24 protein-coding genes and 1 pseudogene are annotated in these 24,534 nt (G+C 64.5%); 15 read left to right on the top strand and 10 right to left on the bottom strand.

Going from position 1 to position 24,534, the window contains the following annotated elements; translation table 11 throughout:
- Positions 1-90 precede the first annotated feature (90 nt).
- The 3 genes from BMW76_RS10400 to BMW76_RS10390 all read left to right on the top strand — a co-directional run bounded on the left by BMW76_RS10400 (position 91) and on the right by BMW76_RS10390 (position 3,034).
- Positions 91-861 (top strand): slipin family protein, encoded by a 771-nt coding sequence (locus tag BMW76_RS10400; RefSeq protein ID WP_087740074.1) that lies wholly within the window; start codon positions 91-93, stop codon positions 859-861.
- 98 nt (positions 862-959) lie between these two features.
- The gene (locus tag BMW76_RS10395) at positions 960-1,211 is read left to right on the top strand and encodes a DUF4148 domain-containing protein (protein WP_090865054.1); all 252 of its coding nucleotides are present in this window, start codon (positions 960-962) and stop codon (positions 1,209-1,211) included.
- A 521-nt stretch (positions 1,212-1,732) separates the two neighbouring features.
- Positions 1,733-3,034: an NCS2 family permease gene (locus tag BMW76_RS10390; RefSeq protein WP_090865053.1), complete on the top strand. Its 1,302-nt coding sequence runs from the start codon at positions 1,733-1,735 to the stop codon at positions 3,032-3,034.
- A 942-nt stretch (positions 3,035-3,976) separates the two neighbouring features.
- Here the strand turns inward: BMW76_RS10390 and BMW76_RS10385 are convergent.
- On the bottom strand, positions 3,977-4,267 hold the full coding sequence (locus BMW76_RS10385) for a DUF1488 family protein (RefSeq protein WP_087739302.1): 291 nt from the start codon (positions 4,265-4,267) through the stop codon (positions 3,977-3,979).
- A 309-nt stretch (positions 4,268-4,576) separates the two neighbouring features.
- Positions 4,577-4,915, bottom strand: a complete 339-nt coding sequence (locus BMW76_RS10380) for a DUF2964 domain-containing protein (protein ID WP_245763168.1) — start codon at positions 4,913-4,915, stop codon at positions 4,577-4,579.
- A 266-nt stretch (positions 4,916-5,181) separates the two neighbouring features.
- Here BMW76_RS10380 and BMW76_RS10375 point away from each other — a divergent pair, with 266 nt between their 5' ends.
- From BMW76_RS10375 to BMW76_RS10365, 3 genes are all read left to right on the top strand, one after another.
- Entirely contained in the window at positions 5,182-7,152 is a 1,971-nt protein-coding gene (locus BMW76_RS10375; RefSeq protein WP_090865052.1) for a sigma-54-dependent Fis family transcriptional regulator, read from the top strand.
- 144 nt (positions 7,153-7,296) lie between these two features.
- Positions 7,297-8,433, top strand: coding sequence for a VIT1/CCC1 transporter family protein (locus BMW76_RS10370; protein ID WP_090865051.1), 1,137 nt, complete (start codon positions 7,297-7,299; stop codon positions 8,431-8,433).
- Positions 8,434-8,438: 5 nt separating this feature from the next.
- On the top strand, positions 8,439-8,786 hold the full coding sequence (locus BMW76_RS10365; protein ID WP_090865050.1) for a 2Fe-2S iron-sulfur cluster-binding protein: 348 nt from the start codon (positions 8,439-8,441) through the stop codon (positions 8,784-8,786).
- A 69-nt stretch (positions 8,787-8,855) separates the two neighbouring features.
- On the opposite strand, the gene BMW76_RS10360 is transcribed toward BMW76_RS10365, so the two are convergent.
- From BMW76_RS10360 to BMW76_RS10350, 3 genes are all read right to left on the bottom strand, one after another.
- Positions 8,856-9,053 carry a DUF1653 domain-containing protein gene (locus BMW76_RS10360; protein WP_090865049.1) on the bottom strand — a complete coding sequence of 66 codons (198 nt, stop codon included), beginning with the start codon at positions 9,051-9,053 and terminating at the stop codon, positions 8,856-8,858.
- Between the two features lie 65 nt (positions 9,054-9,118).
- Positions 9,119-9,763 (bottom strand): helix-turn-helix transcriptional regulator, encoded by a 645-nt coding sequence (locus BMW76_RS10355; protein ID WP_090865048.1) that lies wholly within the window; start codon positions 9,761-9,763, stop codon positions 9,119-9,121.
- Positions 9,764-9,869: 106 nt separating this feature from the next.
- Complete coding sequence (locus BMW76_RS10350; RefSeq protein ID WP_090865047.1) at positions 9,870-10,835, bottom strand: ornithine cyclodeaminase family protein; 966 nt, start codon at positions 10,833-10,835, stop codon at positions 9,870-9,872.
- Positions 10,836-11,146: 311 nt separating this feature from the next.
- Here BMW76_RS10350 and BMW76_RS10345 point away from each other — a divergent pair, with 311 nt between their 5' ends.
- Together BMW76_RS10345 and BMW76_RS10340 are read left to right on the top strand one after the other, a co-directional pair.
- Positions 11,147-11,923, top strand: a complete 777-nt coding sequence (locus tag BMW76_RS10345) for an ABC transporter substrate-binding protein (protein ID WP_090865046.1) — start codon at positions 11,147-11,149, stop codon at positions 11,921-11,923.
- Positions 11,924-12,038: 115 nt separating this feature from the next.
- Positions 12,039-13,283, top strand: a complete 1,245-nt coding sequence (locus tag BMW76_RS10340) for an NAD(P)/FAD-dependent oxidoreductase (RefSeq protein ID WP_090865045.1) — start codon at positions 12,039-12,041, stop codon at positions 13,281-13,283.
- A 15-nt stretch (positions 13,284-13,298) separates the two neighbouring features.
- Here the strand turns inward: BMW76_RS10340 and BMW76_RS10335 are convergent.
- Positions 13,299-14,249 (bottom strand): annotated as a pseudogene (locus tag BMW76_RS10335) (AEC family transporter).
- Positions 14,250-14,361: 112 nt separating this feature from the next.
- Between BMW76_RS10335 and BMW76_RS10330 the strand changes: the two are divergent.
- On the top strand, positions 14,362-15,306 hold the full coding sequence (locus BMW76_RS10330) for a LysR family transcriptional regulator (RefSeq protein WP_143062239.1): 945 nt from the start codon (positions 14,362-14,364) through the stop codon (positions 15,304-15,306).
- Positions 15,307-15,310: 4 nt separating this feature from the next.
- Here the strand turns inward: BMW76_RS10330 and BMW76_RS10325 are convergent, their stop codons facing one another.
- Both BMW76_RS10325 and BMW76_RS10320 read right to left on the bottom strand, forming a co-directional pair.
- Positions 15,311-16,066 carry a CbtA family protein gene (locus tag BMW76_RS10325; RefSeq protein ID WP_090865044.1) on the bottom strand — a complete coding sequence of 252 codons (756 nt, stop codon included), beginning with the start codon at positions 16,064-16,066 and terminating at the stop codon, positions 15,311-15,313.
- Positions 16,067-16,098: 32 nt separating this feature from the next.
- Positions 16,099-16,326, bottom strand: coding sequence for a CbtB domain-containing protein (locus BMW76_RS10320; RefSeq protein WP_090865043.1), 228 nt, complete (start codon positions 16,324-16,326; stop codon positions 16,099-16,101).
- Positions 16,327-16,562: 236 nt separating this feature from the next.
- Between BMW76_RS10320 and BMW76_RS10315 the strand changes: the two genes are divergently transcribed.
- Positions 16,563-17,135 carry a histidine phosphatase family protein gene (locus tag BMW76_RS10315; protein WP_090865042.1) on the top strand — a complete coding sequence of 191 codons (573 nt, stop codon included), beginning with the start codon at positions 16,563-16,565 and terminating at the stop codon, positions 17,133-17,135.
- Positions 17,136-17,163: 28 nt separating this feature from the next.
- On the opposite strand, the gene BMW76_RS10310 is transcribed toward BMW76_RS10315, so the two are convergent.
- On the bottom strand, positions 17,164-17,574 hold the full coding sequence (locus BMW76_RS10310) for a hypothetical protein (RefSeq protein ID WP_090865041.1): 411 nt from the start codon (positions 17,572-17,574) through the stop codon (positions 17,164-17,166).
- A gap of 306 nt (positions 17,575-17,880) precedes the next feature.
- On the opposite strand from BMW76_RS10310, the gene BMW76_RS10305 reads away from it, so the two are divergent.
- The 3 genes from BMW76_RS10305 (at position 17,881) to infA (ending at position 19,303) form a co-directional block, all read left to right on the top strand.
- Positions 17,881-18,099: a hypothetical protein gene (locus BMW76_RS10305; protein WP_090865220.1), complete on the top strand. Its 219-nt coding sequence runs from the start codon at positions 17,881-17,883 to the stop codon at positions 18,097-18,099.
- Positions 18,100-18,636: 537 nt separating this feature from the next.
- Positions 18,637-18,912, top strand: coding sequence for a hypothetical protein (locus BMW76_RS10300; protein WP_090865040.1), 276 nt, complete (start codon positions 18,637-18,639; stop codon positions 18,910-18,912).
- 127 nt (positions 18,913-19,039) lie between these two features.
- The gene (gene infA, locus BMW76_RS10295) at positions 19,040-19,303 is read left to right on the top strand and encodes a translation initiation factor IF-1 (RefSeq protein ID WP_090865039.1); all 264 of its coding nucleotides are present in this window, start codon (positions 19,040-19,042) and stop codon (positions 19,301-19,303) included.
- Positions 19,304-19,481: 178 nt separating this feature from the next.
- Here infA and BMW76_RS10290 read toward each other — a convergent pair whose 3' ends face one another.
- Positions 19,482-20,189 carry a GntR family transcriptional regulator gene (locus BMW76_RS10290; protein WP_090865038.1) on the bottom strand — a complete coding sequence of 236 codons (708 nt, stop codon included), beginning with the start codon at positions 20,187-20,189 and terminating at the stop codon, positions 19,482-19,484.
- A 224-nt stretch (positions 20,190-20,413) separates the two neighbouring features.
- Between BMW76_RS10290 and BMW76_RS10285 the strand changes: the two genes are divergently transcribed.
- Positions 20,414-21,676, top strand: coding sequence for a cyanate transporter (locus tag BMW76_RS10285; protein WP_090865037.1), 1,263 nt, complete (start codon positions 20,414-20,416; stop codon positions 21,674-21,676).
- Between the two features lie 415 nt (positions 21,677-22,091).
- Positions 22,092-24,524: a nitrite reductase large subunit NirB gene (nirB, locus tag BMW76_RS10280; RefSeq protein ID WP_090865036.1), complete on the top strand. Its 2,433-nt coding sequence runs from the start codon at positions 22,092-22,094 to the stop codon at positions 24,522-24,524.
- The last annotated feature ends 10 nt before the right edge of the window (positions 24,525-24,534 follow it).

The raw sequence follows: 24,534 nt of genomic DNA, 5'->3' as shown, positions 1-24,534 counted from the left end.
TGCTCCGCCTGGGGCTGGAGCAAGTGCTAAAGCGCTAACTCCAGCCGACAGGTCAAACGCCCACTCTGGTCGACAACAAGGAGAACGCACATGATCGGTTTCACCTTCGGTTTCGGCAGCATCCTGATCCTGCTGGCAATCGTGCTGATTGCCTCGTCGGTACGCATCTTTCGCGAGTACGAACGCGGCGTCGTGTTCATGCTCGGACGCTTCTGGAAGGTCAAGGGGCCGGGCCTCGTGCTGATCATTCCCGTCGTGCAGCAGGTCGTGCGCATGGATCTGCGCACCGTCGTGTTCGACGTGCCGCCGCAAGACGTGATCACGCGCGACAACGTGTCGGTCAAGGTGAATGCCGTCGTGTACTTTCGCGTCGTCGATCCGGAGCGCGCGGTGATCCAGGTCGCGCGCTACTTCGAGGCGACCAGCCAGCTATCGCAGACCACGCTGCGCGCCGTGCTCGGCAAGCATGATCTCGACGAACTGCTGTCCGAGCGCGAGCAGTTGAACACCGATATCCAGCGCGTGCTCGACGCGCAGACGGATGCGTGGGGCATCAAGGTATCGAACGTCGAGATCAAGCACGTGGACATCAACGAGACGATGATCCGCGCGATTGCGCGCCAGGCGGAAGCCGAGCGCGAGCGGCGCGCGAAGGTCATCCATGCCGAAGGCGAGTTGCAGGCATCGCAGAAATTGCTGCAGGCCGCACAGATGCTTGCGCAACAACCGCAGGCGATGCAGTTGCGCTACCTGCAGACACTGACGACCATCGCAGCGGACAAGAATTCGACGATCGTGTTTCCGCTGCCCGTCGATCTGTTGACGGCCGTGCTCGACCGGATGGGCAAGCCATCCCATTGAGCCAAAGCATGCAACGGTTCATTTCACTTGCGAAACTTACCTATCGGGGATGCAGAACCTAAAATAAACAGGTCATCCTAACTTTTCAGGCCCCTGCCATGAAGCTGATTCCTCGTATGGTTCTGGGTGCGCTCGTCGGCGCGGTATGCGTGTCGTCCGCGCTCGCGCAAACATCGCGTGTCTACGACCAGAACAAGCCCAAGACGCGCGCTGAAGTCAAAGCCGATCTGATCGAATGGCGCAATGCCGGCTACGATCCGCTCGACTGGATCAACTATCCGTCCAATGCGATCGCGGCAGGACGCATCGTCGCCCAACGCCGTGCGCAGGCACAGGGCGTGCAGCAGTAAATACAGCAATAGCACACGACAACCGGATGCGATGCGAGGCGGGTCTTCAGCGACGCACGCCACGAATCGCACCGGCGACATTTCCTTTGCCGGTGCCACGGTGCGCAATGCCGACGCGGCATGCCTGTACGTCCATTCCTCTTCTGTTGCTGCAACTCCCCTTGTAATCCGGCCTGATGCGCGGCGTCAGGTATCATCACGCCCCTTCGCTACAGAAAATCACGTTTGAGCATGGCAGACCGCGAAGCGGACTGGGGCTGGCACGCCGCACGCTCTGACGCCGCGAGTGTTGCATGCGTTCAACGCGCGCGCGCCGCCAATGCGGCAATGGCGCACCAATCGTGATTAAATCCGCCCGTGGCGGCCCGACGGTCCGGATGCATCGACTCCCCCTTGGAGCCGCGGTCGCGCCTGTGCCCGACGCCGTCGGTCGGCTGAAAAGAGCGTGAAAAAGAAGCGCAAATCGAAGCGGTACGACAAGCAGTTACGAACGACATTTCACACGACGAGAGACTCGGCTCATGGACTCCGTAAAACGGTATTTCGGCTTTGACGAAGCAGGCACGAACCTGCGCGTGGAAGTGCTGGCAGGCATCACCACGTTCCTCACAATGGCCTACATCATCTTCGTCAATCCGGCGATTCTCGGCGACGCGGGCATGCCGAAAGACGCCGTGTTCGTCGCGACCTGCCTCGTCGCGGCGCTCGCGTCGCTGATCATGGGCCTCTATGCGAACTACCCGATTGCCTGCGCGCCCGGCATGGGTCTCAACGCGTACTTCGCGTATACGGTCGTCAAGGGCATGGGCTTCTCGTGGCAGGCCGCGCTCGGCGCCGTGTTCATCTCGGGATGCCTGTTCCTGATCGTCACGCTCTTCCGCGTACGCGAAGTGATCGTCACGGGCATTCCGCATTCGATCCGCATCGCGATCACGGGCGGCATCGGTCTCTTTCTCGCGATCATTTCGCTGAAGACGGCGGGCATCGTGACGGGCAATCCGGCGACGCTCGTCACGCTCGGCAACCTGCATGATGCGCACGTCGTGCTCGCGATCATCGGCTTCTTCGCGATCGTCACGCTCGATCATTTGCGTGTGCGCGGCTCGATTCTGATTGGCATCGTCGGCGTGACGATCCTGAGCTTCTTCTTCGGCGGCAACGAGTTTCACGGCATCGTATCGACGCCGCCGTCGATTTCGCCGACGCTCTTTCACCTCGACATCAAGGCCGCGCTGTCGACGGGCGTGCTCAACGTAATACTCGTGTTCTTCCTCGTCGAGCTGTTCGACGCGACGGGCACGCTGATGGGCGTCGCGAATCGCGCGGGCCTGCTCGTGCATGGCAAGATGCATCGTCTGAACCGCGCGCTGATGGCGGACAGCGCGGCCATCCTGGCGGGCTCGATGCTGGGCACGTCGTCGACGACGGCTTACATCGAAAGCGCATCGGGCGTGCAGGCGGGCGGGCGCACGGGCGTGACGGCGATCACGGTCGCCGTGCTGTTCCTGCTGGCGCTTTTCTTCGCGCCGATCGCGGGCGTCGTGCCCGGTTACGCGACGGCGCCGGCGCTGCTCTATGTGTCGTGTCTGATGCTGCGCGAAATGATCAACCTGCCTTGGGACGACGCGACGGAAGTCGTGCCTGCCGTGCTCACCGCGCTGCTGATGCCGTTCACGTACTCGATTGCGAACGGCGTCGCGTTCGGCTTCATTTCGTATGCGGGACTTAAACTGCTGACGGGCCAGGCGCGCCAGGTGAAGCTGGTCGTGTGGATTATCGCGGCTGTGTTTTTGTTTCGGTTTTTTTATCTGGGATCGGAGTAGGTTGCTCGCAGCGGGCTTTTTTGCCCTTATCGCGGGCATCTGCGATTGTGTTCGTTTGCTTCGCCCTTCGCGGGCATCCGCGATGAGGTTTGTGTCTGCGATGAACCTTTTGTTTTTTTGGTCTTTTTGCCTTTGCGCTGGCATCCGCGTTAGCGCCTCGCGGCGCGGGCGTTGCCCCTGTGCGGGGCGGCACCTACTCTTCTTTGCCGCGGCAAAGAAGAGTAGGCAGAAGAAAGCCGCTCACACCGCCAATGCTTGACGTTTACCCACGGGCTCTCAACGTCCCCATGCTTCGTGCGGCAGCGTGCTGCCAATGCGCGTTGCCAACGCACTGGCTAAATGCCTCACCCGCTTCATACACCCGTGGCTCGGCCAAGGGTATCGAACGTTTAAGCGCCGCATGTCGGTAGTGAATGAGGTTGCTTTGTCGTATAGGGCAACGCTCGCACTTGTCGCCGCATCATGTACGGAGGGTTTCCTGTGCGGCGCGAATGCCTACACACAGTTTGCCGCAAAGGGGCCGGGAATATTCGATTTCGCGGGCCGCAATGCGGGTGCATGAAGCGGGTGAGGCACTTACGTAGTGCGCTGGCAACGAACATAAGCCAGCATGCTGCCGGCTGAAGGATGGGGACGTTGAGAGCCCGTGGGTAAAGGCCAAGTGCTGGCGGTGTTAGCCCGCTTTCTTTGCTTACTTTCTTTGCGGCGGCGCCCCGAAGGAAGTCCCCTTGGGGGACAAAGAAAGTGAGTGCCGCCCCGCACGGGGGCAACGCCCGCGCCGCGAGGCGCATCGCGGATGCCAGCGAAGGGCGAAGCAAACGAACGCATTCGCGGATGCCGGCGGCACGCTGAAACACCGCCACAAAAAAGCCGTCGCAGACACAAACCGCATCGCAGATGCCCGCGATAACGGCAAAACAAAACAGCGTCGCAGACAAAAAACTAATTCCGCCAATTCGCTTCGTAAAAGCGAACATACCCGCTACGCAACACGACACACTGCGCGCCCGTCTCGGACAACAGCCGCCGCGTGGCCGCTTCGATGCGCTCGCGGTGCGTCGAGAACGCGCCGATCATGTCTTCGATACGCGGCGAGGCCGCGCCGAAATGGTCTTCGAGCGCCTCGGCGGTAATCATGCATTCCACCCTCTGCCCATCGACCATAGCCGGAAACGCCAGTGTCAGCTCGCGCCCCGAGTACTCAGGGGCTTCTTTCGGGAAAATGATCTGCATGGGAACACCTTGGTGGACAACATCGCCGAGGGCCGCGCGTGCCCCTGTTCAAGCCTCCGTTATGGATCGCAGCGCGGGCTGTCAATCAGGAACGCACGCCGTTATCGCGCGCGCCTCAGTTGATCTCAACACTGTAGACGACCTGCGGCCGCCCGCAAGTTTTGTTACGCCACACGCCAGCATGGCGCCGCCACGCACCGCGAACCGGCACTCGATCGGCTCGTCGATACGCTCGATGGGCTCTGCGAACCGAGGGAAAGCCCCTGCGCAGAAACCCTAAGGGATGCGGCGCTGCAGCGTAAATACGCGCTAAAACTGGCTCGGCAGATGATGATGGTGTTCGTGCGGCCCGCCGTCATCGGCGGGATGATCGGGCGGCGTCTTGCCCGGCAGATCGCGCGGCCACAGCGTGAGCATCGTGACACAGCCGACGATGCCGATCGCAATCGCGATCACGCCCGTCCAGACCTCGCGATCCAGGTAGTACAGCGAACCATGGATCGACAACCCGATGCCCCCTAGCGCGATGAAGATAGCAAGCGTGGCGAGGACGACTCTCAACTCCATGCGCACCATGACGTTCTCCTCGAACTGGCGCTGGCCGGGGCGATCGTTGATGGCCCCGTACGGCACGCGGCGCGAACGCATGCCATTTACGATGATTGCACTTCTGCGCAGGAAGGCAAGCGAAACACGCGCCGTGCGTCCTCCTGTAAGATGAACCGATATGCGTCGGCACGCAGAAGCAGCAGATGCAGCAGATGCGCCGATACTGCATACGCAGTGCTGCGTCGCGCCACATCGCCCGCTTGCGCAATCGCGCGTATCAAGCCGTATCAAGCATGCGCAAGCGCCGCGCCCGTCGGCGCGAAAGCACAGCGTACAAAAGACGCGCACAACAACGGAGACAAGCAGTGACCCAACGTTCCGTCACGCCGCCCGCTGCGGGTCGCGCCGACGTCATCGCGCAAGCTCACGCGCGCTCGCGCGATTTCGGCCTGCGCGTTTCCGAGGCACCCGACTTTCATCCGCTGGAGCGGCTCGCGCTGCGCGATCTCGTCGAGCGCAACCGCTCGTTGTATGCGCACGCGCTGCCCGTGATGGAAACGCTGCACGCGCAGATCGTCGATACCCAAAGCATGGTGCTGCTCACCGACAGCAGCGGCGTGGTTCTGCACAGTCTCGGCGATAGCGATTTCGTCGAGAAGGCGAAGCGCGTCGCGCTGTGCCCGGGCGTGTCGTGGGCGGAAGCGGATCGCGGCACGAACGCGATCGGCACGGCGCTCGCCGACAGCCAGCCGACCGTCGTCCACGGAGGCGAGCATTTTCTGCAGGCGAACCGCATCCTGACCTGCTCGTGCGCGCCCATCGCCGATCCGTATGGCCGCACGATCGGCGCGCTCGACGTCAGCGGCGATACGCGCGGCTTTCACAAGCACACGCTCGCGCTCGTGCGCATGTCGGCGCAGATCATCGAAAACCATCTGTTCGCGAACCAGTTCGCCGAAGCCGTGCGCGTGCGCTTTCATGCGCGCAGCGAATTCATTGGCACGCTGTTCGAAGGGCTCGCCGCGTTCGGCGCTGACGGCACGCTGCTGTCCGCGAACCGCAGCGCGCTGTTCCAGTTCGGGCGGCCGCTCGACGCGCTGCTCGCGCAGCCTTTCGAGGCGCTGTTCGGCACGGCCTTTCCGGCCGCGCTGCAACAGGCGTCGCGCGCGCCGGGCGAGTGTCTGACGCTCGTGCTGCCGAGCGGCGTGCGCGTGGTGGCGCGGGCCGAATACGCGGCGCGTCCCGTGTTTTCCGCAGATGCGGCAAGCCCGCGGACGGCCGCGCAGTCATCGGCCGCATCGCAGGCGGCCAGAGCGCGCGCCGCCGCCGTCACGTTTGCCACACTGGACACGGGCGACGCGCAAATGGCCGCCGTGCTCCAGCGCGTCGCGAAGGTGCGTGGCCGCGACATTCCACTGCTCGTGCTCGGCAAGACGGGAACGGGCAAGGAGTGGCTCGCGCGCGCGATGCACGAGGAGTCGCCGCGCCGCGATGCGCCGTTCGTCGCCGTCAACTGTGCGTCGCTGCCCGACACGCTGATCGAAGCGGAACTGTTCGGCTACGAAGACGGTGCGTTCACGGGCGCGAAAAAGCGCGGCAGCGTCGGCAAGATCGTGCAGGCCGACGGCGGCACACTCTTTCTCGACGAAATCGGCGACATGCCGCTCGCGCAGCAGGTGCGCCTGATGCGCGTGCTTCAGGAGCGCTCCGTCGTGCCGTTGGGCGGCACGCGCGCGATTCCCGTCGACGTGCGCATCGTCTGCGCGACGCACCGCAATCTGCGCGCGATGATCGAAGAAGGCACCTTCCGCGAAGACCTCTATTACCGGATCAACGGTCTCGTCGTCACGTTGCCCGCGCTCGCTGCGCGCAGCGATCTGTCCGTGCTCGTCGAGCGGATTCTCGCGCGGCTGCGCAGCGAAGAGCCCGACAGCGCGCGGATGCCGCCATGCGTGTCGGCCGACGTGCTCGCGATCTTCACGCGCTGCCGCTGGCCAGGCAATCTGCGGCAACTCGCGAACGTGCTGCGCACGGCCGTTATCATGGCCGAAGGAGCGGACGAGATCGGCGTCGAGCATCTGCCCGACGACTTTCTGCACGACTGCGAGCCAGAACGGCACGACGGGCCCGAACGCAGCGAGGCTTCGCATGCCGATGCCGCGCCCGTCGAAGATTCGCCTGACTCACTGCAACCCGCGCGCATGGAAGAATGGCAAGCGAAGCTGATCGAGCAGACGCTCGCGCGCAACAACGGCAACATCTCGGCGGCGGCGCGCGAACTGGGGCTCGCGCGCAACACGGTCTATCGCTACATGCGGATGCGCACGACGCATTGACGCGCGGACGGCATCGCCTTTTCGCGGTCAGACATCGGGCACTTCGCCGCTTGCGTGTTGCCTCCTGAAGCAGCGCAACGGCCCGTGCTGCGTTAAGCTTCGTCCTGACCCCACGAATATCCGGCCCAGACCGCGCCTCGATCGATGGCCTCCCGGCACGAACTCAAACGCTACCGCACGAATCTCGCCGACGAGCTCGACAGCGCCGCGCTGTACGAGACGCTGTCGCGCGTCGAAAAAGATCCGCGGCGCCGCACGCTGTTCAGCCAGCTCGCGAGCGCCGAGCGCGTGCATGCGAACGTATGGGCCGACAAGCTGCATGCGAACGGCGTGCGCGTGCGGCCGCACCGGCACAGCATCAAGACGCATCTGATGCGTGGCCTGATCCATACGCTCGGACCGAACTACGTGCTACCGTCGCTCGCCGCCGCCGAATACGCGGACCGCGACAAGTACGCGAACCAGCCCGACGCCGCGCAGTTGTCGAAAGACGAACAGCATCACGCGGCTGTGATGCAGCAGATGGTCGCGGACGTCAAAGGGAATGATCAGCCGCCGGCCATAGGCGCACAGATCGCCGCCGCCGAGTCGTGGCACAAGAACGTAACCTCGGGCAACGACCTGCGCGCCGCCGTGCTCGGTGCAAACGACGGCCTCGTATCGAACTTCTGCCTGATCATGGGCGTGGCGGGCGCGGGCACGGGCAACAAGGCAATCCTGCTGACGGGACTCGCCGGACTGATCGCGGGCGCGTGCTCGATGGCGCTCGGCGAGTGGTTGTCGGTGACGAACGCGCGCGAACTGGCGCGCACGCAGATCGCGAAGGAAGCGGACGAAATCGAGCACACGCCGGAAGCCGAGCAGCGCGAGCTGGCGCTGATCTTCCAGTCGAAAGGGATCGACGCGAGCGAGGCGAAACGCGTCGCCGAGCAGGTGATGCGCGACCGGAACAAGGCGCTCGACACGCTGGCGCGCGAAGAACTGGGCCTCGATCCGGCGGAACTGGGCGGCAATCCGTGGACGGCGGCGGGCATGTCGTTCTGCCTGTTCTCGCTCGGCGCGATTTTTCCGGCGATGCCGTTCCTGTGGGCGCACGGCACGCCGGCCGTCTTTCAGTGCGTCGCGCTGAGCGCCTTCGGGCTCGCGGCCGTCGGCGTCTTCACGTCGCTGTTCAACGGACGGAGTGCCGCGTTCTCGGCGTTCCGTCAGATCGTGATCGGGCTCGTCGCGGCGGCCTTTACGTTCGGCGTCGGGCGGCTCCTGGGCGTGTCGATTTCGTGAGCACGATGGCGAACGAAGAACTGTGCCGCAGCGGGCCGCAAGAACATGAACAGACCTTCGAGGTGCGCGTCGAGCCGCTCGGCCGCAGGTTTGACGCGCCCGAATCGCTGACCGTGCTCGAAGCGGCGGGCTTCGCGAATCTTTATCTGCCGCGCATGTGCCGCAACGGTACGTGCCGGACCTGCCTGTGCAAGATGACGTCGGGCCGCGTGCGCTATACGGTCGAGTGGCCGGGCGTGAGCATCGAAGAAAAGGCGGAGGGTTATATCCTGCCGTGCGTGGCTATCGCGCAGAGCGATCTTGTGATCGAAGCGCCCGATGCTGTCGATTTGCCTACGGCTGTGACGCGCTGATAGCTCCGCATCGGCGCGAACGAACGTCAGCGCGCGGCACCTCTGCAACCGGGGCGCAAGCCAAAACCCCTAGTTAATCGGCGAGAACCGCGGAATCTTGTCGCCTTCGTGCTCGATCATCTCGAAGAAAACGGACGACGGCCGCGTCCAGATCGTGCCGTTTTCGGCGCGATAGACGACCATCGTGACGCTCGGGTCCGATTCGAGCGTCGCTTCGCAGATGAATTCGTAAATACCGCCTTTGTAGTGTCGATAACGCACGGTCACGGTCGTGTCCTCGAAGGTGTCTGGAACGGATCACAAGCAGCGCGGGCCGCGAGCCGCAACAGCCGTCAGCTCGCGCCTTCTTTCATCTGCTTCAGATGCTTATAAACCGTTGCACGCCCCATGCCAAGCACGTTCGCGACATAGTTGGCCGAACTCTTGCCGCGAAACGCGCCTTCCGCATACAGCGCTTCGACCAGTTCGCGCCGATGCTCGCGCGTGAGACCGTTCAGGCCGATCTGCCGCTCGCGCAGCCACCCGTGCAGGAATGTGTTGATGCGCTCCTGCCAGTCGTCGCGGAACAGTTCTTCCGGCTGCGCGACGACGCCCGCGCCCTTGATGAACAGATCGAGTGTCGAGCGCACGTCTTCGAACACGGCGATGTTGAAGTTGATGCACATCATGCCCGCCGGCTGTCCGTTGTCGTCGAACAGGATGTTGCTCACGCAGCGCATCCGGCGGCCGTCCCAGTTGAGCTTTTCGTATGGGCCGATCACGCGCTCGCGCGCCGAATGGTCGATCTCTTCGAGCGCGGAATCGTCGCCGATCTCCCGCTTCGACAGATTGTTCGCGAGATACAGCACCGTCTGGTCGTGCAGATCGTGGATCACGACTTCCGCGTACGGGAAGAACAGTGCGGCGATGCCGTCCGCAATGGGTGCGTAGCGGGTCAGCAGCAGGTCCTTGACGGGAGACGTTTTCTTCTTGCGCATCGGCGGGCAGTGGCAGTGTTCGCAGTGTCTCTCTGCGGTGTTTCTCGTGATGCCGCGCGCATCCGATGGAACAACGGCGCGCAGCGGCGGCTGATCGACATTGTAGCTATTGTGCGTGCGTCCGATCGCCGGTCAGATGACGGTAGAGCTCGCTGGCGATCGCGACGTCTTCGAGGCCCAGGCCGATCGAGCGGAAGAACACGTGCCGCTCGTAGCCTGGCTTTCCGCACGTGCCAGTAACGAGCGACGGCAGATCGCCCTTCAGCTTGTCCGCGGACCAGCCGTGCTGCGCGGCGAGCTTCATTTCGCCCGCGCTGCCGGGCGTCGTCGCGCGATAGTCGCAGTACACGTCCATCTCGGGGAGCCACGCCGGATCGATTTCATGCGCGTTCGCGGCGTTCGTGCTGATCGACGTGATCAGCGCGGGCTTCGTCAATGCGTCGCGCGGCAGAACGGGCGTGCCCGACGACGTGCACAGCATCACGACATCCGCATCCCTCACGCAATCGTCGATGCTCGCGCTCGCGACCGCGCGCGCGTCGGCGGTCTCGAGCGCGGCGCGTTTCGCGTCGTCGTTCACGAGACCGGGCGACCAGACGCGGATCGACTCCCACGCGCGCAGCGGCGCGACATGCCGCAGGTGCGCGAGCGCGACGGCACCCGCGCCGACGATCGCCAGCCGCGTCGCATCGGCGCGCGCGAGCCGGTCGACGGCGAGCGCCGTCGTGCCCGCCGTGCGCTCCGTCGTCAGCAGGCCCGCGTCGCACCACATCAACGGCTGGCCCGTTTCCATCGACATCAGCGCCGTCCACGCCGTGATGATCGGCTTGCCGCCCGTGACGATATACGGCGAGAGCTTCGCGCCGAATACTTTCGCATCGGCGAGCGCGCCCAGGTAGGTAATGAAGTCGCCGGCACCGTTCGGAAACAGCGTCAGCGTCTGCGGCGGCTGCACGGCCTCGGCGGAAGCCAGCGCCCGGAACATCGCGGTCAGCGCGCCGCGCACGTCGAGTGCGGGCAACGCTTCGCGGACGGCCTGTTCGTCGACGGCAAGTGGCAAGGCGGTCATCATCGGGTCTGTCTCCTTCAGCGGCGAGTGTTAACTCAAATTGATGCGTCAAATGTAGACTTATAGTCTACTTGAGACTTTCGAAATCTGGACAAAAAATCTACGACGAGACGCCCGCTTAGCGAACGGCATCAGGCCGCTCAACGAGTCTTTGAAGGGCTCTCTCCCGCTTCTGGCAAGGTATCGCGCGATGTGCACGCGCATTTTTGATCACTGGACTATCGTATTCCCTATAGTCCATACTGGACTTTCCGTCTATATTTCATCTGCGCCGCCTGCCGCGTCCGCACCGATCATCAACGACAGGAACCGTCATGAACCTGAAGCTCTCCCTCGCCGCCGCCGTCCTTGCAATGACGGCAGGCGCCGTCCATGCGCAATCCGACACGCTACGCTTCGGCATTGAAGCCGCGTACCCTCCGTTCGAAAGCAAGACGGCATCGGGCCAGCTCGAAGGCTTCGATGTCGATCTCGGCAACGCCGTCTGTGCGAAGCTAAAAATGAAATGCGTATGGGTCGAGAATGCATTCGACGGCCTGATTCCCGCGCTGCAGGCGCGCAAGTTCGACGTGATCAATTCGGCGATGAACATCACGGCCAAGCGCAAGGAAAGCATCGCATTCACGCCGCCCATCTATGTCGTGCCCATCGTGATGATCGCGAAGCACGGTTCCCGCCTGCATCCCGACGTGAAGAGTCTGCAAGGCAAGCGCGTCGGCGTGCTGCAAGGCTCGTCGCAGGAGGACTTCCTCAAGGCGCACTGGGCGAATGCGGGCGTGCAGGTCGTGTCGTATCAGGATCAGGACCAGGTGTATGCGGATCTCGTCGCCGGCCGGCTGGATGCCGCCGTGCAGGAAGCGCAGACAGCCCAGGACGGCTTTCTGGGCAAGCCGGCGGGCGCGGGCTTCGAGATGGTCGGCGAGCCGCTGAAAGACCCGTCGACGCTCGGCGAAGGCACGGGCTTCGGCCTGCGCAAGAGCGACAAGGCGTTGCAGGCGAAAGTCGATGCCGCGCTCGACGCGCTGAAAAAGGACGGCACGCTGACAGCGCTCTCGCAGAAATACTTCAAGCGCGACATCATCGCCAAGTGATACGCTTTCGAGCCGAAGCCGGACGATCCGGCTTCGACGTGCGGGCGCGTGGCGACACGCGCTCGCTGCGCTTTGGGCTTCATCACAAGTCATATCAAAGACCACTCTGATTGCTATGGATTTCGACGTCATCGTGCTGGGAGCGGGAATTGTCGGCGTATCGTCGGCGCTGCATCTGCAGGACCGCGGACGGCGCGTCGCGCTCGTCGACCGGCGCGCGCCCGGCGAAGAAACGAGCTTCGGCAACGCGGGGCTGATCGAGCGTTCGTCGATCGTGCCGTACGGCTTTCCGCGCAAGCTCGGCACGCTGCTGCGCTATGCGCGCAACCAGTCGACGGATCTCTACTGGGACTACAAGGCGCTGCCCTCTTACGCGACGTGGCTCGCGCGCTTCTGGTGGGAATCGTCGCCGCAGCGGCTCGCGGCCGCCGCGCGCGACATGCTGCCGCTGATCGGCGCATGTGTCGACGAGCACGACCGGCTGATCGCACGCGCGGGCGTCGGCGAGCTGGTGCACGACGGCGGCTGGATAGAGGCGTTCCGCACGCGCGCCGAATTCGACAACGAAGCGAGGGCATCGGAAGACGCGATCCGCGAGCATGGCCTGCGCGTGAGCGTGCTCGACGCGGCTGCGCTGCGCGCGCAGGAGCCGGGCGTGGGCGAAGGCATTTGCGGCGCGCTGCACTGGAAGGACCCGAAGAGCGTGAAGAATCCGGGCGCGCTCGTCAAAGCGTATGCACGGCTTTTCGAAGCGGAAGGCGGCACGTTCATCGCCGGCGACGCGACGACGTTGCGTTCATCGGGCGAAGCGTGGACCGTCGACACGCAACACGGCACGATCAGCGCGAAGGAAGTCGTGCTCGCGCTCGGGCCGTGGTCCGATACCGTGTTTGGGCCGCTCGGCTATCGCATTCCGCTGCGCGCGAAGCGCGGCTATCACATGCACTATCGTCCCGCGCGGCAGATGCTGTCGGTGCCCATCGTCGATACGGAACGCGGCTACGTGGTCGCGCCGATGGAAGACAACCGCCTGCGCCTGACGACGGGCGTCGAGATCGCGCAGCGCGGCGCGCCGCCGACGGGCATCCAGCTCGAACGCGTCGAGCCGCTCGCGCGCGCGACGTTCGGCCTGGGCGAGCGCGTCGACGACAAGCCGTGGCTCGGCATGCGGCCCTGCACGCCGGACATGCGTCCTGTAATCGGCCCCGCACCGCGTCATCGCGGCCTGTGGTTCGCGTTCGGGCACAACCATCACGGGCTGACGCTCGGACCCGTCACGGGCCGCCTGCTCGCGGAGATGATGACGGGCGCGACGCCCTTCACCGATCCGAAGCCCTATCGCGCGGAACGCTTCGGCTAGGTCCCGCGCACCGCCTCAACCCGGCGCGCGCAGATAGAACAGCAGGAGCGACAACGAAATCAGCGAGCCCAGCGTCGACAGCAGAATGGTCTGCGATGTGATGTGCGCCTCGCGCCGGTAGAACTCGGCGAGCATGTAGGGGCCGGTGCCCGTCGGCAGCGCGGCGAGCAGCACGGCCATATCGACGATGGGCGCGGGCAGCGAAAAGACACGCGCGGCGATCCACTATGCGAGCGCGGGCTGCGCGATCAGCTTGATGGCCGTCAGCACGAGCGACGTGACGGACCCGGACGTGCCCTCCGCCGCCGGACGCTTTTCCGCGAGAAAGAGCCCGAGGCTCACCAGCGCGCAAGGACTCGCGGCACCGCTCAACAGCTTGAGGAACGTCTCGGCGCTTTGCGGCAGGCTCACGCCCGCGCTCGCGACCAGCACGCCGACGATCGGCGACGCGATCAGCGGATTCTTCACGAGCCGCCACAACACCTTTGCGCCGAGCTTGTGCGGCGTGCGCTCCGTCTGCAGGCCGGCTTCGATCAGCACGATCGCGAGCGCGAACAGCACGCACGCGACGAGGATCGTGGCGATCGTCGTCGGCGTGAGACTCGCCTTGCCGAACGCGAGCAGGCCGAGCGGAAAGCCGATGTAGCCCGTATTCGGATACGACGCCGCGATCGCATCGACGCTCGCATCCGCGAGATGCCGCCCGCTCGCAAGACGCGCGATCAGCACGACGACGAACACGCCCGCGCACGCAATCGAAAACGTTGCGATGAACGCGGGCTGATCGAGCTGCCGCCACGTCGAATGCGCCATCGTGTCGAACAGCAGCGCGGGCAGCGCGAGCCACACGACGAAGCGGTTCAGTTCGGAAGCGGCCGCCGGGCCCAGCAGATTGCGGCGGCGGCAAACGAAGCCCGCGAAGATCAGCGCGAATACGGGCAGCAGGATTTCGAGCGTCGAAAGCATGGAGAGTGACAGCGGGCGGAAACGTGCGAACGCGCAGACGTGCAAGCGTAAGCCGTTTACCCCGATACGATCCAATACCGATTGAAACCCTCGACGATACCTTTTCTGCATCATGCTCGACGTCAAGCCACTTCGCTATTTCGTCACGCTCGCGCAGACGCTGCACTTCGGCCGCGCGGCTGCCCGCCTGAACCTGTCGCAACCGCCGCTCAGCCGGCAACTCGCGTCGCTGGAAGCGTCGCTCGGCGTGACGCTGATCGAGCGCACTCCGCGCAGCGTCACGCTGACGGCCGCGGGCGAGCGCTTCTATGCCAATGCCAAATCAATCCTCGCGTCGATCGAACAGGCGGCGAAGAATGCGCGCGCGGCATCTGTCGGCGATATGGGCCAGCTGACCATCGGCTTCACGATGTGCGCGGCGTATAGCGTGCTGCCCGCCTATGCGCGCGCCTACGGCAGCGCGCATCCCGACGTGACGCTGAATCTGCGCGAAGTCGTGTCGAACGATCTCGCGTCGCAGGTGCTCAACGCGCAGATCGATGCGGCGATCATGTTTCCGGGCGCGCCCGATAAAGGGCTCGATACGCGCACGATCTTCACCGAGCCGCTGTGCGTCGCGCTATCGCGCGATCATGCCCTCGCTCGCGCGCGGCATCTGAAGATCGCGCAGCTCGCGCGCGAACCGTTCGTGATGGCGTCGGACGCCGTTGCGCCGAGTCTGCGCGCGACCATCGTCGATCATTGTCTGCAAGGCGGCTTCACGCCCGATGTGCGTTTCGAGGTGCAGTTGCAGCAGACGGTGCTGAGTCTCGTCGACGAAGGCGTGGGTGTCGCGCTCGTGCCCGAGTCGATGCGCAAGGCGCAACTGCCGGGCGTGGTGTTCAAACCGCTCGCCGATGCGCCGACGATTTCGCAGCTGCTCGTATGGTCGCCGTCGAACCGTAATCCGTGTCTTGCGCGGTTTCTGGAAATGGCGGTCGAGCGGAAGGGAAGTGGAAAAGGCAGCGGGAAGGACAGCGGCGCGCGCCCGCGCGTGCGTGCGCGGACGCGGCGATGACGCGCTACTGATAAGCCGACTTGCGCGCCGCCGTGCCCGACGCGCGCGCAATGCGTTCGCTGCGCTCGACCATCGCGCCGAACAGCAGGCCGATGGTCGCCCACATGAGCGCCTGCATGCCGAGCGCCGTCATGCGGAACTTCCACAGCACGACGGCCGGGAACGCTTCGGGCACTTCGTTGACGGTCGGCAGCGCGATCTCGATCGCGGCGATGATCGCGACGAACGCGATGCCGCCCGCGATCGATGCGTTCCACTGCCCGAGCCGCGTCAACAGATGCTTGCGAACTTTCATCGCGAACACCATGACGACGATCGACGTGACGATCATCAGAAAGAAGAGCCCCGTGCGCATGCCGATCGTGTCAGGGTCGCCGACGGAAGGCGGATTCGCCGGATACTTGATGGTCGGCACGAGCACGACGGCGACGAACGCGCCGAGCGCGAGCCACGCGGACAACGCGCGCGCGCCGATTCTGCCCACACGGCCATAGAGATACGCAAAGGTCAGCGCGAACAGCCCGCCGAACGCCATCCCATACGCGACGATGCCCGTCAGCAAACCCAAGCCCGCCTGCGTGCCGCGGCTGACGAGCGCTTCTTCGTGCGCGTCGCCGTGATCGTGCGCCGCATGCATCTTTTCTTCGAGCGAGATCGCCGTATCGACCAGCGGTTCACCCGCGACGCGCGCGAACGCGAACGTGAGCAGGCCCGCGACGATGCCTGCGAGCATCCCTCGCATCAACAGCTTCCCAACCATGGTGATGACTCCCCTATGCGATCAGTAGCCGATCAATGGCAAGGAAAGCCGAGCAGATGGCGGCCGTCGTGCACGAACTCATGCACGTACATGCCGGGAATCAGCGAAGTCGCGCCCTGTTCGGCGCCGATGAAATACAGCGCGAGCAGCAACAGCAGCCCGCCGAAGATCACCCACGGCAGCAGTTCGCGCAGCGGAACCGGCGTGGGTTGAGCAGGCTGGACGGATTGACCGGCGTGGTCGAGAACAGCGTCGTTCATGACGGAGATCTCCTTGGGGTTGCGCGCCCCGATAGTCGATTGAGGGTTGAAGTCGAAGCTTGGGTCTGGCTTCCGGCTTGTGTACTGCATGTCTGTGTACGCATTCACTACCGATTACAGTGGCGCGACCGCGCCGGGCTTGCACCGGCTTCCGCGCTTCGAGTGGCGTCTATTCTACGCGCTAAACTCGCGGACGCTTGCTACTTTCTTCCCCGTTCCCTCGATAAGAGTCCGTCATGCGCACACGTCTGTTGTTGATCAGCCACCCGGCGACGGCCGCACAGCGCAAAGGCGCATTCCCCGCCGACGAACCGCTCGACGCGCGCGGCATCGCCGAAGCGGCGCGATTTCGCATGTCGAACGACGCTCTGCTGAATGCCGTCGATACCGCGCTGAGCAGCCCCGCCGCGTGCGCGCTCGAAACCGCGCGCGCGCTCGGGCTCGACGCCGCGATCGCGCCGGATCTGGCCGATATCGACTATGGCCGCTGGCGCGGAAGGCGTTTGAGCGAGCTTGCGAACGAAAAACCCGAAGCGCTCGCGGCATGGTCGCGCGATCCGTCGGCGGCACCGCATGGCGGCGAATCGTTCGACGCGCTGATGCTGCGCGTGGGCCGCTGGCTCGACGCGTTCGATCGCGACGGCACCGCACTCGCGATCACGCACGCGCCCGTGATCCGCGCGGCGCTGCTGCATGTGTTGCGCGCGCCATCCGATGCGTTTTCGCGTATCGAGATCGCGCCGCTTTCGATCGTCGAATTGCAGCGCGGCGAGCGCGGCTGGACGTGGTGGCCCGCGCATCGCTCATAAGCATATAAGCTCACAGGCCCCGCGAAGCTCATAAGGCCGGGCACGACAACACCTGCTGCGCATTGACCGTCGTACCGGGCATGCCGTTCGTGGCAGGCGTGCCTTGCACCGGCATCGCGATCAGGCGCACGGCGTCCGTGCCCGCATTCGCGAGCACGTAGCGCTCGGGGCGGCCTTGCGGCTGCCAGTACGCGCGATACACGCCGCCATCCGACGCCACGTGCAGCGTGCCGCGCACCGTCTTGCCGCCTGCGATGAAATCGACGGGCTCGCCGTCGCGCAACGCAAAGCCGCTCCCGGTCGCGACGCTCGATGCGCCGGACGCGGCCGCGCCGCCGCTCGCGCCCGACAGCACGCCGCACGACGCATCGCCCGTCGCCGCAACCGAAAGTTGAGCGACCGTCCATAGCGCGAGGGGCGCAATCGTTCTGAATGTCATGAAGTGCCTCGTGTCGCCTGGGCTTCAGGTTTATCTGGCCTGAGTGTGAGTCTTTGGGCCGCAGGTTTCGAGCTTGAAGTGTCGGACTTCGTTCCAGGGATTTGATCGACGATCGAGCGGCACGCCTTCAAGGGTCGTACCCAACATCTCATGGATGTATCGTCGCGTGTCCCCTGTATCGCGTCGGATATGCGTGAACCGCGTGTCATGAACACGCGCGCGAATTTTGACCGCGTGGCACCGCGCTTTTTGACATGCGATAAGGATCGGGTCTTTCACAAGCGTTCACCGACAAGAGGCAACCCGATGGCTACGCTCGAAGCGTTTCGTACCGTGCTCGACGATGCACGCACGCCCGAGATCATCCGCAACCACATCATCGATTCGCTGCAATATGCGCTGCGCAATCATGGCCAGATCTTCACATCGAAGGAAGTCGAATGGCTCGCGAAATGGGATGACGCACGCATTCCCCTCGCCGCGACGCGCGAGCTGCAAAAGCGCACGACGCAAAGCGCGGAATGAGCCCTTTCATCACGTGCGCATTGACTGCTTTTCGATCCGTTTCTCCCGGCACATGCCGGTATAACGAAGCCTGCGCTACACAGAGGCCTGCTTTTAGGGCATAATATGTGCATTGCAGTTTGCTGCTGGCATCGTCTGGCACCTTCCTGATCGCAGCGCTTCAATGCTGTTTCAACGTCTTCATCGCGTTGCGCCAGGTTGCACGAGTCGTTGAACCAATCGCGTTACATCACAGCCGTTCAGCCACCGCAACAAAAACAGGCGGCAGGTGTCGGCGATCCCCGTCACTCCGGCAACGCGCTACGCGCCAATACCAACAGGGTGACATTCGTCATGCGTCGGGTGCCTTCGCGGCATCAACGTAGTGTTCTCCATGGTTCCGCGTGTATCGCGGCTGCGTTCGAGCCAGTGCTTACGGCTCACGCCAACATTTTTCCATTGCGGCGCGCTCATATTGCCGCGCCGCCGGCTGTCCCGCTCGCCGCGCATCGCTCGACCGTTGCGCGCGCCGGCAGCCCGCACGACAGGAGTACGCATATGGTCAAGACCTACAAGGGCTATGAAATTCATCCGCTCGTCTATCCGCGCCGCACGGCGAGCGGCGTGACTAATCGCAATTCGATCGACGGCGGGTACGACGCGTCGGTACGCATCTGCCGCGTCGGCGCGAGTGCCGCCGACGAAGGCCGCGTGTTCCGCATCGCGCAGTTCCGGCCGTTCGAAGGCGCGGGCAAGGCACGCATGGCCTGCATGGAACATGCGGCGCAGGTGATCGACGGTCAGGTCGACGGTCAATCCGTTTCCGACCTTTGACGCACGCGCGCCAACCAGGGCGCGTTTCGCCTGCTTCACACGCATCACCGCGACAGCGCACGGGCTGCCGCGCAAGACACGCTGCGCGCCGCGCGCGGCACCTTTCCCTCATCGACCAGGAGTTTGCATGGCGAAAGAAGACCTCATTGAACTGGACGGCATCGTCGACGAAGTGCTGCCTGACAGCCACTATCGCGTAACGCTGGATAACGGCGTCGTCGTGGGCGCGTATGCGTCGGGCCGCATGCGCAAGAATCACATCCGTATCCTCGCGGGCGACCGCGTGACGCTCGAGCTATCGGTCTACGACCTGACCAAAGGGCGCATCAACTTCCGTCACAAGGACGAGCGCAGCAGCGCACCGCGTAGCGCGCCCATGCGCCGCCGCTGACGCCCTCTCTCACCGCTTCCACACACTGACCACGCGCGCCCGCGCCTGAAATGGCCGGACGCTGACAACTCTTTGGCGCACGATGCATGCGCGTGCATGGTGCGTCGACGATGCGCCACGCGCTGCCAACGCGCTGGCAATACAGGCGACGCATCGCGCGCAACCCACCCCGCCCGTCTCACGCGCCGAATACGGCGCTCACATCGTCGCTCGCGCTCGTCTGCATGCGCGTCACGACACGCTCTTCCAGTTCCGCGAGATGCACGCGCATCGCTTCGAGCGCGGCGGGCAGATCGCCGCTATCAAGCGCTTCGACTAGCTGCGCATGCTCATCGGCGGAACAGGTCGTGCCCTTCGACGGATCGAAGAGCGCCTTGTACAACTCGGTCTTCGCAACGAGTTGCGCGACAAAGCCCTGCAAGTCCGCGCCGCCCGCGATCTGCGTGAGCAGCACATGAAACTGCCCGGCGAGGCGCACCTGCTCGTCCACGCGCCCTTGCTTCAAGACCTTCTTCTCGCTCGCGACATGCGCCTTCAGCAGACGCCTGTCCTGCGCCGACAACGCGCCGCATAGCGACGTGACGATGCCCGCCTCGACGATCTGCCGCGCGCGGTAGACCTGCCGCACGTCGTCCTCCGACGGCGACGGCACGAACGCGCCGCGATTCGCTTCGAGCACCAGCTTGCCTTCGAACCCGAGCCGCGCGAGCACCTTGCGCAGCGCGCCGCGCGTGCAGCCGAACGCGGCGGCGAGATCGCGCTCGACGAGCTGCGCCCCCGGGCGCAGACGGCCTTCGAGCAGCGCCTTCGTGATCGACGCGTAGATGCGCTCCTCGACGTTGTCGTCGTCGGCGGCGGGTGGCGGAGTTTTCGGACGTGAGGCCATGGTGATGTGAGGTGATCGGACGTAGCCAGGCAACGAGCGGCACAGACGGCGGCAGAAAAAAAGCGCCTGAAGCGGCCGTATTGTAGCCATCGGCGGGCGTGCCTGCATCCAGCATTCGACGATGCCCGTGCAAATACCGGCCATACCGGTTCACGAAAAACTGGTTAACCATTTTACGTTACTATGGTTGACCAAAATCCACGCTTCTCCCGCAAGCCATTCCAGTGAACCAGACTCCCGGCATCGACACCACGCAGATCTCTCGTCCGAAGACAGCCACCCGCCTATCGTGGAACGACGGCATCTGGCTTGCCACGATCGTTGCGATCGGCCTCAATCTGCGCCCGCTGCTGACGTCGGTCAGTCCGTTGATGGCGACGATTCGCGCCTCCACGGGCCTGAGCTTTTCCGGCGCATCGCTGTTGACGAGCCTGCCCGTCGTCGCGATGGGGTTCGGCGCGCTCGGCGCGGGCATGCTCACGCGCGTCGTCGGCGAGACGCGCGGCGTCGCGCTGGGGCTGCTGGGCATCGCGCTCGCGTGCGGCGCGCGCGTTGCCGCATCGAGCGGCACCGCCTTGCTGACGACGGCGCTGTTCGCCGGCATCGGCGTCGCGGCCGTTCAGGCGCTGCTGCCCGGCGTGATGAAGCAGCGCTTTCACGCGCGCGTGCCGCTCGCGATGGGCCTGTTCTCCGCATCGATCATGGGCGGCGGCGGGCTCGGCGCGAGCTTGAGCCCCTACGTCGCGCGAGCCTTCGATTCGTGGCACGCGGGCCTCGCCGCCTGGGCCGCGCCCGCCGCGCTCGCATGCGCATGCTGGCTCGCGCTGCATCGTTCGGCGTCCTCGTCGGGCGGCGCGTGCGCCGGTCGGGCCGCGAATCCGCTGCCGCGCGCGTCACACGTCGCGATATGGCGGAAGCGCCGCGCGTGGTCACTCGGGCTGCACTTCGGCTTCGTCAACGGCGGCTATACGACGCTCGTCGCGTGGCTGCCCGCGTACTATCAGCAGCGCGGCGCGAGCGTCGCGCACAGCGGCTCGCTGCTCGCGGCGATGACCGTCTTCCAGGCCGCGTCCGCGTTGCTGCTGCCGCTCGCCGCTTCGTCGTTCCGCGATCGCCGGCCCTGGCTCATCGCGGGTCTGTCCGCACAGCTGCTCGGCGTCGTCGGCTTGCTCGCGTTTCCCGACGATGCGCCGCTCGCGTGGATCGCAATCGCCGGCGCGGGCCTCGGCGGGACGTTCTCGCTGACGCTCGTGACCGCCCTCGATCACGCCGACGACCACCGCATCGCCGGGCGGCTCGTCGCGTTCGTGCAGGGCATCGGCTTTATTGTCGCGGCGATTTCGCCCGTGATCGCGGGGCGTCTGCGCGATCTGACGGGCAGCTTCGCCGCCGCGTGGATCATGCTCGCGATATGCATCGTCGCGATGATCGCACTGACCTTCGCGTTCTCGCCGCGCAGCTACGGGCGTTGGCTCGGGCCGCGATAGCGCTTCACTTCGCGCGCGAAACAACGACGCCCACGCAACTCAATGCACGCGCCGTCAGCGCGCCTCCTCGCGCTAAATGTGTGCAGCACACGGAGCCGCGCACTGCTGCGGTGCAATACAGGAACTCGCCGACCTTCCGGCGAAGCCTTGTTCCACAAGCCTCGCAGCGATTGCTGCCTGATGGCATGCAAGTTGCGAAGAGATGAGCGCTCCTTGCAAGGGCGCAAGGCGGCACGAGTGGCGGCGATGGGAAAACGCGGCCACGCAGGAATCTGGCAACGCGGCACTCTTCCGCGCGCTGCATCGCGCGAGGGAACAGAGAGCCGTAGAGAGCCATCATCGGTCGGGCAATGACGTTCGACGTTCGTCGCATCGGGCAACGCACCCCGGCGCGATCCACGACAGAACATCGATCATGAGCAAACCCCGACTCGTCGTCATCGGCAATGGCATGGCCGGCATCCGCACGCTCGAAGAGTTGCTGACGATCGCGCCCGACCATTACGACATCACTGTCTTCGGCGCCGAGCCGCATCCGAACTACAACCGCATTCTTCTGTCGCCCGTGCTCGCAGGCGAACAGACCTTCAACGATATCGTTCTCAATCCGCTCGAATGGTACGAAGAGAACGACATCGCGCTGCACATGGGCAAGACCATCGAGCGCATCGACCGCGTGCGCCGCAAGGTCGTCGCGAGCGACGGCACCGAGGCGCACTATGACCGCCTGCTGATCGCGACGGGCTCGACGCCCTTCATCCTGCCCATCCCCGGCAACACGCTCAAAGGCGTGATCACGTATCGCGACATCTACGACACGCAAGCGATGATCGATACGGCCGCCGTGAAAAAGCGCGCGGTCGTGATCGGCGGCGGGCTGCTCGGACTCGAGGCGGCGAACGGCCTGAAGCTGCGCGGCATGGACGTGACCGTCGTGCATCTCGCCGACACGCTGCTCGAACGTCAGCTCGACGCGACGGCGGGCAAGCTGCTGCAACGCTCGCTTGAAGCGCGCGGCCTGAACTTCCTGTTGAGCACGGCAACGACGGAAATCATCGGCAACGATGCGGGCGAAGTGTCGGGTGTGCGCTTCAGGAACGGCGATACGCTCGCGACCGATCTCGTCGTGATGGCAGCGGGCATTCGTCCGAACACGGCACTCGCGGAAGCGGCGGGCCTCTATTGCAATCGTGGCATCGTCGTGAGCGATGCTCTGCAAACGTACGATCCGCGCATCTATGCCGTCGGCGAATGCGTGAGCCATCGCGGCATCGCGTACGGTCTCGTCGCGCCCCTCTTCGAGCAGGCGAAGGTGTGCGCAAATCACCTCGCGCTGATGGGCATCGGCAGCTACAAGGGCTCGGTGATGTCGACCAAGCTCAAGGTGACGGGCATCGATCTCTTCTCGGCAGGCGACTTTATGGGCGCCGACGGCACGGAAGAAATCGTGCTGTCGGACCCGTCAGGCGGCGTCTACAAGAAGCTCGTGATCAAAGACGATCAACTGGTGGGCGCGTGCCTCTATGGCGATACCGCCGACGGCGCATGGTACTTCAAGCTGCTGCGCGAAGGCCGCAAGCTCGGCGAGCTGCGCGATCACATCATGTTCGGCGAATCGAGCGTCGGCGATGCGGGCGTGCAAGGCCAAAGCCGCGCCGCCGCGATGGCCGACAGCGACGAAGTATGCGGCTGCAACGGCGTATGCAAGGGCACGATCGTCAAGGCGATCACGGAAAAAGGCCTCTTCACTATCGACGACGTGAAGAAGCACACGAAGGCCGCAAGCTCGTGCGGCTCGTGCACGGGTCTCGTCGAGCAGATTCTGATGAGCACCGTCGGCTCCGACTTTCAGGAAACCCCTAAAACCAAGGCCATTTGTGCGTGCACGGATCGCAACCACGGCGAAGTGCGCAAGGCGATCCGCGACCAGCATCTGCTCACGCATCGCGACGTGTACGACTTCCTCGAATGGCGCACGCCGAACGGCTGCGCGACGTGCCGCCCGGCGATCAACTATTACCTGCTGTCGACCTGGCCGCGCGAAGCCGTCGACGATCCGCAAAGCCGCTTCGTCAACGAACGTGTGCACGCGAACATCCAGAAGGACAACACCTTCTCCGTCATCCCGCAGATGAAGGGCGGCGTGACGAATCCGGCGGAGTTGCGCCGCATCGCCGATGTCGCGGACAAATACAACGTGCCGATGGTCAAGGTGACGGGCGGCCAGCGCATCGATCTGCTCGGCGTGAAGAAGGAAGACCTGCCGAACGTGTGGAAAGACCTCGGCATGAAGTCGGGCCATGCGTACGGCAAGTCGATCCGCACCGTGAAGACATGCGTGGGCAGCGAGTTCTGCCGCTTCGGCACGCAGAACAGCACGCAGATGGGCATCGATCTGGAAACGATGCTCGCGAACATGTGGTCGCCGCACAAGGTGAAGCTCGCCGTATCCGGCTGTCCGCGCAACTGCGCGGAAGCGGGCATCAAGGACGTCGGCGTGATCGCCGTCGACAGCGGCTGGGAACTGTACGTGGGCGGCAACGGCGGCATCAAGACGGAAGTCGCGCAGTTCCTCGCGAAGGTGAAGACGGCCGACGAAGTGAAGGAATACACGGGCGCGTTCCTGCAGCTGTATCGCGAGGAAGCGTATTACCTCGACCGCACCGTGCATTACATCGCGCGCGTCGGCCTCGACTACGTGAAGCAGAAAGTGGTCGATGACGCGGCGAATCGCAAGGCACTGTACGAGCGGCTGCTCTATTCGCTCGAAGGCTTGCCCGATCCGTGGGAAGCGCGCATCGGCGGCAAGCAGAAGCACGAATACATTCCGCTCAAGGTCGTCGCCTGAAGCGCGAAAC

The sequence above is a fragment of the Paraburkholderia diazotrophica genome (assembly GCF_900108945.1).
Lineage (GTDB): Bacteria > Pseudomonadota > Gammaproteobacteria > Burkholderiales > Burkholderiaceae > Paraburkholderia > Paraburkholderia diazotrophica.
Note: the sequence above shows the minus strand (reverse complement) of the source record. Positions and strands in the feature narration are given on the sequence as shown.